Genomic DNA, 15,309 nt, shown 5'->3' on the forward strand with positions numbered 1-15,309 from the left:
GTCGCTGCTGCCCAACCTGACCGTCGGCCAGAACATCTATCTCGGCGCCGAGCGCCGCTTCGCCACGGCCGGCATCATCCGTTGGCGCGACCTCTATGCCGCCGCCCGCCGCCAGCTGGAGAAGGTGCATGTCGACGTCGACCCGGCCAGCCTGACCTCGGACCTGGGCTTCGCCACCCGGCAGATGGTGGAACTGGCCAAGGCGCTGACGCTGGAGGAGCTGGCCGAGGGCCACCTGGTCATCCTGCTCGACGAGCCGACGTCGGTGCTGGAGCAGGCCGACATCGACATCCTGTTCGCCCGCGTGCGCGAGCTGAAGGTGCGGGCGTCGTTCGTCTTCGTCTCGCACCGGCTTGACGAGGTGCTGGCGATCAGCGACCGGGTCTATGTGATGAAGGACGGCGCGGTGGTGGCCGAGCTGCCGGCGGCGGGCGCCGACACCCACCGGCTGCACCAGCTGATGGTCGGCCGCGACCGCCATGCCGAGTATTACCGCGAATCGGCGCAGCGCCCATTCGCCGACAACGTGGTGCTGTCGGCGCGGGGCCTCGGCCTCAAGGGTCACTACCAGGACGTCGACTTCGACCTGCACGAGGGCGAGATACTCGGCATCGCCGGGGTGATCGGGTCCGGCCGCGAGGAGGTCTGCCGCACCCTGTTCGGCTTCAGCCGGCCGTCGGAAGGCGAAATCCGGATCGACGGAACGCCGGTACGGATCGCCAGCCCGTCGGACGCGGTGCGCCGGCGCATCGGCTACATCCCGCGCGAGCGGCGCAACGAGGGCCTGGTGCTGTTCCTGTCGGTCAGCGCCAACATGACGCTGGCCAACCTGAAGACCGTGATGCGCGGCGGCGTCATCGACCACGCCAAGGAGGCGTCGCTGGCCCGCGAATGGGTCGAGCGGCTGCACATCCGCACGCCGGGCATCCGCGCGCTCTGCCTCAACCTGTCGGGCGGCAACCAGCAGAAGGTGGTGCTGGCCAAGTGGATGAACGCGCGCACCCGCATCGTCATCCTCGACCATCCCACCCGCGGCCTCGACGTCGGCGCGAAGGAAGAGGTCTACGACCTGGTCCGGGCGATGTCGGCCGAAGGCATCGCGGTCATCCTGATCGCCGACACCCTGGAGGAGACGATCGGGCTGAGCCACACCATCCTGGTGATGCGCGACGGCCGCGTGACCCGGCGGTTCGACGCGCGCCCGGGCGCAAAGCCCGAGCAGGTCGAACTGATCGAGCACATGGTCTGAGGCGGCGGAGGGCGGAATCGCGATGCAGACGCGCTTGAGCCGCGACACCATGCGCCAGGCCATGCCGATCATCACGCTGGTCGTGCTGGTGGTGATCGTCGGCGCCTTCCAGCCGCAGTTCGTCAACCCGCAGACCCTGCTGGGCATCGCCTCGGACACCGCCACGCTGTTCGTGCTCGGCGTCGGCGTCACCTTCGTCATCATGCTTGGCGGCATCGACCTTTCGATCCAGGCGGTCGCCTCGCTGGCCAGCGTGCTGGTCGCGCTGCTGCTGCTGCCGCTGGGCTATCTCGCCTTCGTCGTTGCGATCGGGGTCGGCGCGATGGTCGGCCTGGTCACCGGCATGTCGCACGTCGTGCTGCGGATCCCGTCATTCATCGCCTCTCTGGCCATCGGCGGGGTGGCCGCCGGTGCCGCGCTGCTGCTGTCCGACGCCCAGGCGATCACGCTGGGCGAGACCGAGCGGATCTACACCGGCTGGATCACCGGCTCGGTGTTCGGCGTGCCGGACGAGGTGGTCATCGGCGCGATCGTACTGGTCGCCGGCACCCTGGTGCAGCGCTACACTGCCTTCGGCCGCTTCAGCCAGGCGATCGGCGCCGGCGAGCCGGCCGCCATCGCCGCCGGCATCCGCGTCGGCCTGCACAAGGTGATCGCCTTCGTGCTGTCGGGCGCTGCCGCCGGGTTGGCCGGGGTCATTCTCGGCGGGCGACTGGCCAGCGGCTCGCCGACGCTGGCCAACCAGCTGCTGCTGCCGGCGATCGCCGCGGTCATCGTCGGCGGCACCGCCATCACCGGCGGCGTCGGCAGCATCTGGCGCACCTTGGTCGGCGCGCTGATCATCACGGTGGTGCGCACCGGCATGACCTTCCTCAACGTCGACATCTTCATCCAGCAGGCAGTGTTCGGCGGCATGCTGATCATCGCGGTCGCGCTGACCATCGACCGCTCGAAGATCCCGATCGTCAAATAGGCGGGCTCAGCCGCCGCAGGCGTCGCCCGCCACGATGCGCCCGCTGGCATAGACATGTCCCGCCCGGTCCAGCACCGTCACGCCGCCGCCGGCGTCGGTGCGCAGCATGCGGCATTCGGCGAACACGCCGGCGTCGGGGAACGAGTAGCAGACGAAGCCCGCCGCCCCCGCAGCCGCTGAATCGCGCACGTCCGGCTGCGCCTCCACCCGCCACGTCCCGCGATAGGGCTGGCCGCGATCGGTGCCGCGGACGATCAGAGAGCCGCTCAGCACCGCCTCGGTCGAGTGGAAGGCGCAATAGTCGCCGCCACCGCCGGCGCGGCTGGCGACCAGCGTGTTGCCGGTCAGCGTCTGGTTCAGCGTGGCGACGCCAAGCCTGCCGCCAGCCGGTGCCGCGCCCTGCTGCGCCGGCACGCATGCGCCGACCCCGGCCGCCAGCACCGCGGCCCTTCCGACAACCCGCAACCGCGAACCCATCGCACGAATCCTCCCGATGCGGCGGAGAACGCGTCCGCCTGCGCCCGGGTCCGCCGGCCGGGCGCGGCCTGCACCGGGCCCGCGCTCAGCCGAGCTGGGCCCGCGGGTCCGCCAGCACGTAGCGCAGCACCATGTCGAGGATCGCGTCCAGCCGCTCGGCCAGCGCCGCCGGCGCGCCCAGTTCGCGGTTGTAGATCACCGACAGCGTGTACTGGTTGGTCAGGTAGTAGTAGCCCAGCGCCGCGATCGAGATGTAGAGCTGGTTCGGGTCGATGCCGGGCCGGAAGTCGCCGCTGGCCACGCCGCGGTCCAGCACCTCGCGCACCATGCTGATGAACGGCGGATGGATCTCGCGGATGCGCTGCGATTTCTTGATGTGCCGCGCCTTGTGCAGGTTCTCCGAATTGATCAGGCGCAGGAAGCCCGGGTGGCGCAGGTAGTAGTCCCAGGTGAAGGCGACCAGCCGTTCGATCGCCGCGCGCGGGGCGAGATCGGCGAGATGCAGCTGCCGCTCGCTGGCCCGGATGTCGGCATAGGCCTCCTCCAGCACCGCCAGGAACAGCCGCTCCTTGTTGCCGAAATAGACGTAGATCATGCGCTTGTTGATGCCGGCGCGGGCGGCGATCTCGTCGACCCGGGCGCCGGCCAGGCCCTTGGCGGCGAATTCCTCCAGTGCGGCCTGCAGGATGCGTGCGCGGGTCGCCTCGGCATCGCGCGCCCGCGGCCGACCGGCCTCGTCGGCTGCCGGTGCCGGGTCCGGCTTCGCCGCCGCGGTACGGCCGCCGCGCCGCGCCTTGCCGGGCGCGTCGGTCATGCTAGGGCCTGCCGCATCTCGATCCGGTCGGGCTCATCGGTCCTCGCTCGTGCCGCTCCGGCCCGCTTCCGCGGCCCGGACGGCGCCGGCACGGTGCCGCGCGATGGCGCATCGCAGCGCCGAAATGTAACTTATCCCTATCTGGATAGTTATCACGAATTACGCCCGGCCAGGAGAATTCGGATGCGTGACTTCGGCGGTCCGCCGGCACTGCTGAGCATCAACACGGCGACGCTGGGCTATCGCTGGCCGCTCGACCGGATCATCGACGCCGTCGCCCGCCGCGGCATCGGCGGCGTCGCGCCGTGGCGGCGCGAGCTGGACGCGGTGCCGGCCGCCAGGGCCGGCGCGCAGGCCCGCGCGCTCGGCCTGTCGGTCACCGGCCTGTGCCGCGGCGGCATGTTCCCGGCGGCGACGGCGGCCGAGCGGCGCGCCCGCATCGACGACAACCGGCGGGCCGTAGCCGAGGCGCACGACCTCGACGCCGCCTGCCTGGTGCTGGTGGTCGGCGGGCTGCCGGAGGGCTCGCGCGACCTGGCCGGTGCGCGCGCCATGGTCGCCGACGGCATCGCGGCGGTGCTGGACGACGCGCGCGCCGCCGCCGTGCCGCTGGCGATCGAGCCGCTGCATCCGATGTACGCGGCGGACCGCGCCTGCGTAAACACGCTGGCCCAGGCGCTCGACCTCTGCGACGCGCTGGGCACGGGCGTCGGCGTCGCCGTCGACGCCTACCACGTCTGGTGGGACCCGGACCTGGCCAGCCAGCTCGCCCGCGCCGGCGACCGCATCCTCGCCTATCATGTCTGCGACTGGCTGGTGCCGACCCGCGACCTGCTGCTCGACCGCGGCATGATGGGCGACGGCGTGATCGACCTGAAGGCGCTGCGCGCGCTGGTCGAGGGCGCCGGCTATGCCGGCCGCAGCGAGGTCGAGATTTTCTCGGCCGAGAACTGGTGGAAGCGCGACCCGGACGAGGTGCTCGATGTCTGCGTCGCGCGCCACCGCACGGTGGTCTGAGGCGGCGGCCCGGGCCCGGCCCATCGCCGCTCAGAAACGGGCGACGGTCAGGCCGCCGTCGATGTACAGCACCTGGCCGACGGTATAGCCGAGGTCGCCCGCCGCCGCCGCCGCCACCGCGCGGCCGACGTCGCCGGGCTCGCCCCAGCGCGGCATCGGTGCGCCGCCGGCGGCGAAGAAGGCGTCGTAGCGGGCCGTCGACGGCGCCGTCATCTCGGTGCGGATGATGCCGGGACGGATGTCGTAGACGCCGATGCCGGCCTCGGCCAGCCGCACCGCGAACAGCCTGGCCACCATCGCCGCGCCGGCCTTCGAGACGCAGTATTCGCCGCGGTTGAGCGCAACCGCCTCGGCGTTGACCGAGCTGATGACGACGATCGAGCGGTGGCCGGCCGCCGGCTGCGGCGCGGCCAGCAGGTGGCGGGCGAAGGCCTGGGTCAGGAAGAAGGTGCCGCGGGCATTGACCGCCTGGCAGCGGTCGTAGCTTTCCGGCGAGACCTCGAGCAGGTCGCCGCGCGCCAGCACCGACACGCCGGCATTGTTGACCAGGCAATCGAGACGCCCGAAGGCGCCGGCGGCGGCATCGACCAGCGCGCCGTGGGTGCCGATCTCGGCGATGTCGCCGGCGACCCGCGCCCAGCGGCCGCCGGCCGCCGCGACGTCGGCGGCGCAGGCCGCCAAATCCTCGTCCGGGTCGAGCGCATGCAGCACCAGGTCGAAGCCGCGTGCGGCCAGGGCCGCGGCGCAGGCCCTGCCGAGCCCGCGCTGGGCGCCGGTGACCAGCGCGACCGGCCGGATCGGGTCCGCCGTCATGATTCCTCCAGCAGGCGGCGCGCGATGATCGTGCGCTGGATCTGGTTGGTGCCCTCGTAGATCTGGGTGATCTTGGCGTCGCGGTACAGCCGCTCCACCTCGAAGCCGCGGATGTAGCCGCTGCCGCCGAACACCTGGATCGCGTTGGCGGTCTGGGCCACCGCCATGTCGCTGGCGAAGCACTTGGCGATGGAGCAGGCCATGCTGGCGCCGTCCTGCCGGTCGTAGCGGTCGGCCGCGTCGTGGACCAGCAGGCGCGCCGCGGCGATGTCCTTGGCCATGTCGGCCAGCAGCCACTGCAGGCCCTGGAACTCGGCGATCGCCTGGCCGAACTGGCGGCGGGTCCGGGCATAGCCGACCGCCGCCTCCAGCCCGGCCTGGGCGATGCCGACCGCCAGCGCGGCGATGCCGATGCGGCCCTTGTCCAGCACGCTCATCATCATGTGGAAGCCGCGCCCTTCCTCGCCCAGCAGCGCGTCGCCGGGCAGCCGCACGTCCTCGAAGGTCAGCGCGCCGACCTGCGAGGCGCGCTGGCCCATCTTGTGCTCCTTCGGCCCGGCCGAGACGCCCGGCAGGTCGCGGTCGACGATGAAGATCGACATGCCGCGCTTGCCCGCCGCCTTGTCGGTGCGCGCCAGCACCATGGCGAAGTCGCAGACCGGCGCGTTGTGGATCCACAGCTTGCCGCCGTTCAGCCGCCAGCCGTCGCCGTCGCGGGCCGCGGCGGTGCGGATGCCGGAGACGTCCGAGCCGGCCTCCGCCTCGGTGATCGCATAGGCGCAGCGGCGCTCGGCGCGCAGGGTCGGGCCGAGATAGCGGTCGCGCTGCGCATCGGTGCCGTGACGGACCAGCAGGGTGGCGATCAGCTCGACCAGCCCGCACTGGTCGGCGATCGAGGCATAGCCCCGCGACAGCTCCTCCATCACCAGCGCGTAGGCCAGGCTGTCCATGCCGGCGCCGCCAAGCTCGGCCGGCACGCCGATGCCGAACAGGCCGAGCGCGGCCATCCGCTCGTAGATCGCCTGCGGGAAGCGTTCCTCGGCGTCGAGCTCGCCGGCGACCGGCCGGATGACGTCGTCCGCGAAGCGCCGCACCATGTCGCGGACCTGGGCATGCTCCTCGGACAGGGCCATGCGCCGAACCTCCCCTCCCGCCGCGAACGGGCTCGCAACGACGCGCCGATTGCCGTTGATCGGCGAAGTAAGTAACCGTATAGTTATGTGTGCGCGGGACCGGGGCGGCCGTCAAGCCATTTCGCTTGTGCGGCCGCGCGCCGCCTGCCAAACAGCCCATTCCAGTTGAGGAACAGCCGCGACAGATGAAGACCAAGCTGCGTACGGCCGAGGACTGCGTCGCCGCGATTCCCGACGGCGCCACGGTGGCGATCAGCGGCTCCGGCGGCGGGCTGATGGAGCCGGACCACCTGCTGGCGGCGCTCGAGGCGCGCTTCCTCGCCACCGGCCATCCGCGCGACCTGACCGCGGTGCATGCGCTCGGCATCGGCAAGGTCGGGGCGCAGGGCATGAACCGCTTGGCGCACGAAGGGATGGTCCGCCGGGTCATCGGCGGCCACTGGACCTGGTCGCCGCAGATGCAGGCGCTGGCCCGCGAGGAGAAGATCGAGGCCTATACCCTGCCGGCGGGCGCGATCATGCTGCTGATGCGCGAGATCGGCGCCGGGCGGCCGGGCCTGATCACCCATGTCGGCCTCAACACCTTCGCCGACCCGCGCCATGGCGGCGGCGCCTGCAACGCGCGTTCGACCGACCCGATCTGCGAACTGGTCGAGATCGGCGGCCGCAGCTACATCCGCTACCTGCCGTTCAAGGTCGACTTCGGCATCCTGCGCGGCACCCAGGCCGATCCGCTCGGCAACGTCAGCTGCTGGCACGAGGCCGCGGACATCGACGCCCGCACGGTGGCGCTGGCCGCCCACAACAGCGGCGGCAAGGTGTTCGCCCAGGTGCAGGCGATGGCCGCGCGCGGCAGCGTGCCGGCGCGGCTGGTGACGGTGCCGGGCGTGCTGGTCGACGGCGTCGCGGTCGACCCGGACCAGACCCAGACCCACCTCGGCGCCTACGACCCGGCGCTGTGGGGCGAGGCGGGGCCGCGGCTGGGCGGCAAGGCGCCGCCGGGCGAGGGGCCCGAGGGCATCCGCCGCATCATCGCATCGCGCGCGGCCGACGAGATCCGGGCCGGCGCCAGCGTCAATTTCGGCTACGGCATCCCTGGCGGCATCCCGGCCATCCTGGCCGAGCGCGGGCTGCTCGACGAGATCTGGATCACGGTCGAGCAGGGCATGCACAACGGCCAACTGCTCGACGGCTCGCTGTTCGGCGCGGCGCGCTATCCCGACGCCATCGTCAGCTCGGTCGACCAGTTCGACTTCTATTCCGGCGGCGGCATCGACCAGGCCTTTCTCGGCATGGGCGAGATGGACGGCGAGGGCAACGTCAACGTTTCCCGGCTCGGCCGCGACGTGGTCGGGCCCGGCGGGTTCGTCGACATCACCCAGAACGCGCACACCGTGGTGTTCTGCGGTGCCTTCGAGGCCAAAGGCGTGCGCTACGACCCGGTCGAGGGCGGGCTGCGGGTGGCGGCGCCGGGCGCGGTGCCGAAGCTGGTCGACCGGGTGCGCGAGATCACCTTCTCCGGTGCCAACGCGCGCGCCACCGGGCAGACCGTGCTCTACGTCACCGAGCGCGCGGTGTTCCGGCTGGCCGACAAGGGGGTCGAGCTGATCGAGGTCGCCCGCGGGATCGACGTGCGCCGCGACGTGCTTGACCGGCTCGGCTTCGCGCCGATCGTCGCGCGCGACCCGGCGCCGATGGACGCGCGCCACTTCGCGCCGCCGCCGGTCGACAGCAGCCACGCCGCATGATCAAATTCTGACGACAAGCGCGGCCGAACGCGCGACAGGGGGAACGCGAGAGACCCATGTTCGATTACATCATCATCGGCGGCGGATCCGCCGGCTGCGCGATGGCCAACCGGCTGACCGAGATGGCCGACGTGCAGGTGCTGCTGCTCGAGGCGGGGCCGACCGACCGCAACCGCTTCATCCACATGCCGGTCGGCTTCTATAAGATGACCGCCGGCCCGTTGACCTGGGGGTACAAGACCGAGCCGCTGGCCCAGGGCGACGGCCGCGAGATGGTGTATCCGCAGGGCCGGGTGATCGGCGGCTCCAGCTCGATCAACGCCATGGTGTTCACCCGCGGCAACAGATACGACTACGACACCTGGGCGAAGGACGAGGGCTGCACCGGATGGGCTTATGACGACGTCCTGCCCTATTTCCGGCGCTCGGAGGACAACGAGCGCTATTCCAACGACTACCACGGCGTCGGCGGCCCGCTCGGCGTCTCCGACCAGATCAGCCCGCACTATCTGACCAAGGCCTTCGTGCGCGCGGCGCAGGAGGCCGGGATCCCCCACAACCCCGACTTCAACGGCGCGCGGCAGGAAGGCTGCGGCATCTACCAGGTCACCCAGCGCAACGCCAGGCGCTGCAGCACCGCCGTCGGCTACCTCCGGCCGGCGATGCAGCGGCCCAACCTGACCGTGCGCACGGACTGCCAGGTGAGCCGCATCGTGGTCGAGAACGGGCGCGCGGTCGGGGTCGAGTTCGGGCAGCGCGGCGGCACCTCCAGCCTGGTCCGCGCCGAGCGCGAGGTGATCGTCGCCGCCGGCGCGATCGGCTCGCCCAAGCTGCTGATGCTGTCGGGCATCGGGCCGGCCGACGAACTGAAGCAGGTCGGCGTGACCCCGGTGCACGACCTGCCCGGCGTCGGCCGCAACCTGCAGGACCATGTCGACATCTACCAGATCGCTCAGCTCAACGGCCCGCACAGCTACGACAAGCACACGCGCTGGCACAGGCAGCTGGCCGCCGGCCTGCAGTGGATGCTGTTCGGCAGCGGCCCGGTGACCTCGAACCTGGCCGAGGGCGGCGTTTTCTGGTGGGCGGACAAGGACGAGCCGGCGCCCGACATCCAGATGCACTTCCTGCCCGGCGCGGGGCTGGAGGCGGGCGTGCCGCCGGTCGATGGCTATGGCTGCACCCTGAATTCGTGCCACCTGCGCCCGCGCAGCCGCGGCACGGTCAAACTGCGCAGCGCCAACCCGGCCGACGCGCCGCGGGTCGACCCCAATTTCTGGGCAGAGGAATACGACCGCGAGATGTCGTTGCGCGGCTTCGAGCTGACGCGCGAGATCATGGCGCAGCCGGCGTTGCGCAAATACGTCCGCGGCGAGCATTTCCCGGGGCCCGAGGCCAGGACGCGCGAGCAGCTGATGGCCTATGCCCGCAAATATGCGAAGACCGACTATCACCCGGTCGGCACCTGCAAGATGGGCGTCGACGCCATGGCGGTGGTCGACCCGCAGCTCAGGGTGCGCGGGCTGGAAGGCCTGCGCGTCTGCGATTCCTCGATCATGCCGCGGCTGATCAGCTCCAACACCAATGCGGCCTCGATCATGATCGGCGAAAAGGCCAGCGACCTGATCCGCGGCAACCGGGTCGCGGCGGCGGCGTGAGCGCAACCGACCAGGAGCGGCACGTCGCCCTCGCCATCGCGGGCAACCGCGCGCGCATCCTGATCGACAATCCGCGCAAGCTGAACGCGCTGGCGATGCCGGCGATCGACCAGCTCGACGCCGCCCTCGACGCCATCGAGGCCGCGCCCGGCCTGCGCCTGGTCGAGATCACCGGCAGCGGCGAGCGCGCCTTCTCGGCCGGCGGCGACGTCCGGCAATGGTCGTCGCTGCAGCCGGGCGAGATGGCGCGGCGCTGGATCCGCCGCGGCAACCGCGTGTTCGGCCGGCTGGCGGCGCTCGACCTGCCGGTGATCTGCCTGCTCAACGGCGACGCGCTCGGCGGCGGGCTGGAGCTGGCGCTGGCCGCCGACACCCGTATCGCGGCGGCGGGCATCCGCCTCGCCGCGCCGGAGCCGGTGCTCGGCGCGGTGCCCGGCTGGCTCGGCTGCCAGCGCCTGGTCGAAACCGTCGGGCCGGCGCGGGCGCGCCAGCTGGTGCTGTTCGGCCGCTCGCTGACGGCGGAGGAGGCGCTGGACTGGGGCCTGGTCGACGCGGTGGTGCCGCGCGACGGGCTGCGGGCGGAGGCCGACCGGCTGGCCGAGGCGGTGACGGCGCGCGCGCCGGTCGCCGTCGCCCTGTCGAAGCGGCTGCTGCGCGCCGCCCAGGGCCAGGAGACGGTGGAAACGCTGTATGAGCTGGCGGCGGCCCGGGCGCTGGCGTCGGCGGGCGGGCGCGAGGCGCGCGCGCCTTCGCCGAGAAGCGCCCGGCCCGCTTTGCCGACGACATGGACTGAGAAGGGGGAAAGCGATGGACGTGCGCGAGGTCAAGGGCGGCGCGATCCCGCTGGTCGGCTACGGCACCTATCCGCTGACCGGCGATGCCGCCGTGCGCGGGGTCGCGGCCGCGCTTGAGGCCGGCTATCGCCACATCGATACCGCGCAGATGTACGGCAACGAGGCCGAGGTCGGCCGCGCGCTCGCCGCGTCGGGCCTGGCGCGCGACGCCGTTTTCGTCACCACCAAGGTGCTGCCGGGCAACTACGCGCCCGACAGATTTGCCGGCACGGTGGCGGAAAGCCTGGATGCGCTGCGGCTCGACCGGGTCGACCTGTTGCTGCTGCACTGGCCGAACCCGGCCTTTTCCATGGAGAAGACGCTGGAGTTGCTGCTCGCCGAGCAGGACGCCGGGCGGGCGCGGCTGGTCGGGGTGTCGAACTTCGAGCCGGCCGACCTCGACCGGGCGATGGCCTTCACCGCCGGCCGCATCGTCAATGACCAGATCGAGTTCCATCCGCTGGTCGACCGCTCCGCCGAGCAGGCGGCCGCCGAACGGCACGGCATCAGCCTGACCGCCTATTGTCCGGTCGCGCGCGGCGCGGTGGCGCAGGAGCCGATCCTGACCGCCATCGGCCAGGCGCACGGCAAGACCGCGGCCCAGGTCGCGCTGCGCTGGGCGGTGCAGCAGGGCGTGATCGTGGTGCCGAAGGCCAGCAGCCCCGCCCACATCGCCGCCAACATCGACGTCTTCGACTTTGCGCTCGACGCTGACGAGATGGCCAGGGTCGGCGCGCTTCGCGCCCGCAACCAGCGCCTGGTCCGCGTCGCCGGCCTGTCGCCGACCTGGGGCTGAGCGGCGATGCTGGCGCGGCGTCGCCGCAGCGGCAGGATGCGGGCGTCGTGCGTCCTTCGCGACGGCGTCCTGCGGACGCCTCCTCAGGATGAGGAAGACGTGCGCATGCCATCCACGGCCGCCCGTCGCGACGCCGGCCGCTCCCTCGCGCCGCGTACGGCACCCCACCTCCAGAGAAGCCGCCCGCCGGGCGGCGTCTCGAAGGACGCACCGCGCCAATGGCCGGGCGTCCGTCCCGCCGCCATTCCACACCGAGGAGTCTCGCCATGGCCGGAGTCCGGCACATCGTCATGTTCCGCTTTGCGCCGTCCGCCAGCCAGGCCCGGATCGACGCGATCGTCGCGGCCTTTGCCGCGCTGAAGGGCAAGGTGCCGGGGATCTCCGGCTTCTCCTGGGGCACCAACAACAGCCCGGAAGGGCTGAACAAGGGCCTGACCCACTGCTTCGTCGTCGAGTTCCCCGACGCGGCGGCGCGCGACGCCTATCTGCCGCATCCGGAGCACGATGCCTTCGTCAAGTTCCTCGGCGACGACGTCGCCGACGTCTGCGTGTTCGACTATTCGGACGGGCGCTAGGCCGGAACGGCCGGGAGGGCGGATGCGATGACCGTCGTAAGGTTGCCGACCGCGGGCGGCGGGGTCGAGGATTACCGGCCGGGGCCGGCCAGCCCCTATCCGGCGACCGCCGCCGGCGCCTTCCCGCGCACCGTCTATGCCGCGGCGCATGTGGTCGCCGACCCGCGCAGCGCGGCGCCGCCCTGGCAGGCGGCGGCGGTCGACTGGGACACCACCATGGCTTTCCGCCGCCACCTGTGGGGCCTCGGGCTCAAGGTGGCCGAGGCGATGGACACGTCGCAGCGCGGCATGGGCTTCGACTGGCCGACGGCGCTGGAGCTGATCCGGCGCTCGGTGGCCGAGGCGCGGACGATCCCCGGCGCCGATCTGGCCTGCGGCGCCGGCACCGACCACCTGGACCCGTCGCCCGTCCTGTCGCTGGCCGACGTGACCGCGGCCTACGAGCAGCAGGTCGCCGCGGTGGAGCAGGCCGGCGGGCGCATCATCCTGATGGCCAGCCGCGCGCTCGCCGCCTGTGCCAGGGGGCCGGACGACTATCTGCAGGTCTATGGCCGCATCCTGGAGCAGGCGCGCGAGCCGGTGATCCTGCACTGGCTGGGCGCGATGTTCGATCCCGCGCTGGCCGGCTATTGGGGCAGCGACGACGTCGACGCGGCGATGGCGACCTGCCTGCGGCTGATCGAAGGCCACACCGGCAAGGTCGAGGGCATCAAGGTCTCGCTGCTGGAGGCGCGCCACGAGATCGCGATGCGGCGCCGGCTGCCGGCGGGCGTGAAGATGTACACCGGCGACGACTTCAACTATGCGGAGCTGATCGCCGGCGACGAGCACGGCCATTCCCATGCGCTGCTCGGCATCTTCGACACCATCGCCCAGGCTGCGTCGGCCGCGATGACGCGCCTTGCCGCCGGCGACATCGCCGCATACCGCGCGATCCTCGATCCGACCGTGCCGCTGTCGCGCAAGGTGTTCGAGGCGCCGACCCAGTATTACAAGGCCGGGGTGGTGCTGGTCGCCTGGCTGAACGGCCTGCAGGACCATTTCGTCATGGTCGGCGGCATGCAGTCGGCACGCACGGCGCAGCACTATGCCGACGTGTTCCGCCTTGCCGACACCGCGCGCATCCTGACCGACCCCGACCGCGCCGCCCGGCGCATGGCAACCTTGATGACACTGCATGGCATCGACTGACGACGACTGGCCCGGGCCCGGCCGCGCGCTCGGCCCCGGCACCTACTATTTCGAGGAGCTGGCGGTCGGCGACCACTGGGCCACCGGCGCGCTGACGCTGACCGACGCCCACATCGTCGGCTTCGCCGGCCTGTCCGGCGACTTCTTCGACCTGCACATGGACGACGCCTTCGCCCGCGACCTCGGCTTTCCGGCCCGGGTCGCGCACGGCCTGCTCGGCCTGTCGCTGCTCGACGGACTGAAGAACCGGTCCGACGTGCGCATCCCGGCCATCGCCTCGCTCGGCTGGAATTGGGACTTCAAGGCGCCGCTGTGCGCCGGCGACCGCATCGAGGGCCGCGTCCGCATCGGCGAGCTGAAGGCGACCTCGAAGCCGGAACGCGCCTTCGTGCGGCTCGACATGCGGCTGGTCGCCAACGGCGACACCGTCGCCCAGGACGGCTTCACCCGCCTGCTGATCCGCCGCCGCCCGGCCTGAGCTGCCGCCCGCGGCCGGCGTAGCGCGTCCTTCGCGACGCCGCCCGATGGGCGGCTCCTCAGGATGAGGACCGTCCGTGTGGCTGCAGTCCTCGGGTTCGCTCCCGCGGCAAAAGCTCGGTCGCACCCGCGCGCGCCGGCTGCCACGCACCGACGGTCCTCATCCTGAGGAGGCGTCCGCAGGACGCCGTCTCGAAGGACGCACGGCGCCACTGCCATCGGGTCGGCGCTTGCCACGCGGGTCCGGCGGTGGAAGCATCGCGCCGGGTCCACTGATCGAAGGCCGCCCTCGCGTTGATCGCGCCCGGAGTCACAATCCTCGAGCCGCCGCGGGACGAGCTCGCGGTGCTCGACCTGCCGCGGTCGCGGCTGGCCGCGCTGTTCGGCTTCCGCCACTGGATCCTGGACAGCGCGCGCGGCATTCCCGATACGCCGGCCATCGTCTCCGGCGTCGGCACGCGCTTCCTCGACTGCGGGCTGCACCTCGATCGGATGATGACCGCGGTCGAGGTGCGCCATTCCGAGCGTGCCGCCGTCGGCCGGATCTGGGAACCGGGCCGGGCGCCGACCGAGTTCTTCTTTCCGCACGGCAGCGCCGGCATGTCCTCCTATCACGACAGCCCGTTCCGCCACGCGCACGACACCGGTCGGTGGGTGCGGCTGGACCTGGCGCGCGTCGCCGACGGCGCGTTCCGGGTGGTGCCGGAGCTGAAGGCCGGCGGCTTCACCGACTATCTGGCGATCCCGGCACCGGGTGCCGGCGGCATGCGCAACGGCTTTTCCTTCGCCACCCGCAACCCGGGCGGCTTCGACGACGACGACCTCGCCATCCTGCGCTTCACCATGCCGGCGCTGGCCGGGCTGATGGAGCTGCTGGTCACCCGCCGCGTGCTGGCCGAGGTCGCCCGCATCTATCTCGGCGCCGAACCGGCCAAGCGGGTGCTGGCCGGCGACGTGCGCCGCGGCGCGATCATGCCGCTGCGCGCCGTGATCATGTTCGCCGACATGCGCCGCTTCACCGAGACCTCGATGCGGCTGACCGCCCAGCAGACGGTCGACCTGCTCAACGCCTATTACGACTGCGTCGTCGCCCCGGTCGAGGCACGCGGCGGCGAGATCCTGAAATTCATCGCCGACGGCCTGCTCGCCGTGTTCCACGCCCGGCCGGACGAGGAGGCCGCCGCGGCGGGCCGGGCACTGGCCGCGGCGCAGGCGGCGCTCGACCGCGTCGCCGCGCTCAACGCCGCCGGCACCGCGCCGGCCGCGTTCGAGATCGGCCTGGGGCTGCACTTCGGCGAGGCGGCCTATGGCAATGTCGGTTCCGGCGAGCGTCAGGACTACACGGTGATCGGCCGCGACGTGAACGTCGCCGCCCGCATCGCCGGCCTGTGCGGCACGCTGGCGGCGCCGCTGCTGGTGTCGGCGGACTGCGCCCGCTGGCTGCCGGCCGGCACCATGCGCGACGCCGGTGCGCACCCGCTGAAGGGCGTCGCCGGCGCGACGCGCGTCCTCGTGCCGAACGGCTGAAGCCGGCCAGGCGCGTCGCCGCATGGCG

At 72.1% G+C, this 15,309-nt stretch carries 15 protein-coding genes; 11 read left to right on the top strand and 4 right to left on the bottom strand.

What is annotated here, in order from left to right; genetic code table 11:
- Together R3F55_25775 and R3F55_25780 are read left to right on the top strand one after the other, a co-directional pair.
- Window positions 1-1,249 (top strand): sugar ABC transporter ATP-binding protein (locus tag R3F55_25775; GenBank protein ID MEZ5670780.1); only part of this gene is annotated, 1,249 nt, incomplete at its 5' end.
- 22 nt (window positions 1,250-1,271) lie between these two features.
- On the top strand, window positions 1,272-2,222 hold the full coding sequence (locus R3F55_25780) for an ABC transporter permease (GenBank protein ID MEZ5670781.1): 951 nt from the start codon (window positions 1,272-1,274) through the stop codon (window positions 2,220-2,222).
- A gap of 6 nt (window positions 2,223-2,228) precedes the next feature.
- Here R3F55_25780 and R3F55_25785 read toward each other — a convergent pair whose 3' ends face one another.
- Entirely contained in the window at window positions 2,229-2,699 is a 471-nt protein-coding gene (locus R3F55_25785) for a hypothetical protein (GenBank protein MEZ5670782.1), read from the bottom strand.
- Between the two features lie 85 nt (window positions 2,700-2,784).
- Entirely contained in the window at window positions 2,785-3,513 is a 729-nt protein-coding gene (locus tag R3F55_25790; GenBank protein ID MEZ5670783.1) for a TetR/AcrR family transcriptional regulator, read from the bottom strand.
- 183 nt (window positions 3,514-3,696) lie between these two features.
- On the opposite strand from R3F55_25790, the gene R3F55_25795 reads away from it, so the two are divergent.
- Window positions 3,697-4,530: a sugar phosphate isomerase/epimerase gene (locus R3F55_25795; GenBank protein ID MEZ5670784.1), complete on the top strand. Its 834-nt coding sequence runs from the start codon at window positions 3,697-3,699 to the stop codon at window positions 4,528-4,530.
- 30 nt (window positions 4,531-4,560) lie between these two features.
- Here R3F55_25795 and R3F55_25800 read toward each other — a convergent pair whose 3' ends face one another.
- Window positions 4,561-5,343: a 3-ketoacyl-ACP reductase gene (locus R3F55_25800; GenBank protein MEZ5670785.1), complete on the bottom strand. Its 783-nt coding sequence runs from the start codon at window positions 5,341-5,343 to the stop codon at window positions 4,561-4,563.
- The gene (locus tag R3F55_25805) at window positions 5,340-6,476 is read right to left on the bottom strand and encodes an acyl-CoA dehydrogenase family protein (protein MEZ5670786.1); all 1,137 of its coding nucleotides are present in this window, start codon (window positions 6,474-6,476) and stop codon (window positions 5,340-5,342) included. The genes R3F55_25800 and R3F55_25805 overlap by 4 nt, the downstream gene beginning before the upstream one ends.
- A 185-nt stretch (window positions 6,477-6,661) precedes the next feature.
- On the opposite strand from R3F55_25805, the gene R3F55_25810 reads away from it, so the two are divergent.
- The 8 genes from R3F55_25810 (at window position 6,662) to R3F55_25845 (ending at window position 15,281) form a co-directional block, all read left to right on the top strand.
- Window positions 6,662-8,224: a CoA-transferase gene (locus R3F55_25810; protein ID MEZ5670787.1), complete on the top strand. Its 1,563-nt coding sequence runs from the start codon at window positions 6,662-6,664 to the stop codon at window positions 8,222-8,224.
- Between the two features lie 56 nt (window positions 8,225-8,280).
- Window positions 8,281-9,882: a choline dehydrogenase gene (locus R3F55_25815; GenBank protein ID MEZ5670788.1), complete on the top strand. Its 1,602-nt coding sequence runs from the start codon at window positions 8,281-8,283 to the stop codon at window positions 9,880-9,882.
- The gene (locus R3F55_25820; protein ID MEZ5670789.1) at window positions 9,879-10,793 is read left to right on the top strand and encodes an enoyl-CoA hydratase/isomerase family protein; all 915 of its coding nucleotides are present in this window, start codon (window positions 9,879-9,881) and stop codon (window positions 10,791-10,793) included. The genes R3F55_25815 and R3F55_25820 overlap by 4 nt, the downstream gene beginning before the upstream one ends.
- Entirely contained in the window at window positions 10,690-11,511 is an 822-nt protein-coding gene (locus R3F55_25825; protein MEZ5670790.1) for an aldo/keto reductase, read from the top strand. Before R3F55_25820 ends, R3F55_25825 begins: the two co-directional genes overlap by 104 nt.
- A 266-nt stretch (window positions 11,512-11,777) precedes the next feature.
- Complete coding sequence (locus R3F55_25830; GenBank protein MEZ5670791.1) at window positions 11,778-12,086, top strand: Dabb family protein; 309 nt, start codon at window positions 11,778-11,780, stop codon at window positions 12,084-12,086.
- 27 nt (window positions 12,087-12,113) lie between these two features.
- Entirely contained in the window at window positions 12,114-13,277 is a 1,164-nt protein-coding gene (locus tag R3F55_25835) for a dihydrodipicolinate synthase family protein (protein ID MEZ5670792.1), read from the top strand.
- Complete coding sequence (locus R3F55_25840) at window positions 13,264-13,755, top strand: MaoC/PaaZ C-terminal domain-containing protein (protein MEZ5670793.1); 492 nt, start codon at window positions 13,264-13,266, stop codon at window positions 13,753-13,755. The genes R3F55_25835 and R3F55_25840 overlap by 14 nt, the downstream gene beginning before the upstream one ends.
- Window positions 13,756-14,048: 293 nt before the next feature.
- On the top strand, window positions 14,049-15,281 hold the full coding sequence (locus tag R3F55_25845; protein MEZ5670794.1) for an adenylate/guanylate cyclase domain-containing protein: 1,233 nt from the start codon (window positions 14,049-14,051) through the stop codon (window positions 15,279-15,281).
- Window positions 15,282-15,309: the final 28 nt, after the last annotated feature.

It is taken from the genome of Alphaproteobacteria bacterium (assembly GCA_041396705.1).
Classification (GTDB): domain Bacteria; phylum Pseudomonadota; class Alphaproteobacteria; order CALKHQ01; family CALKHQ01; genus CALKHQ01.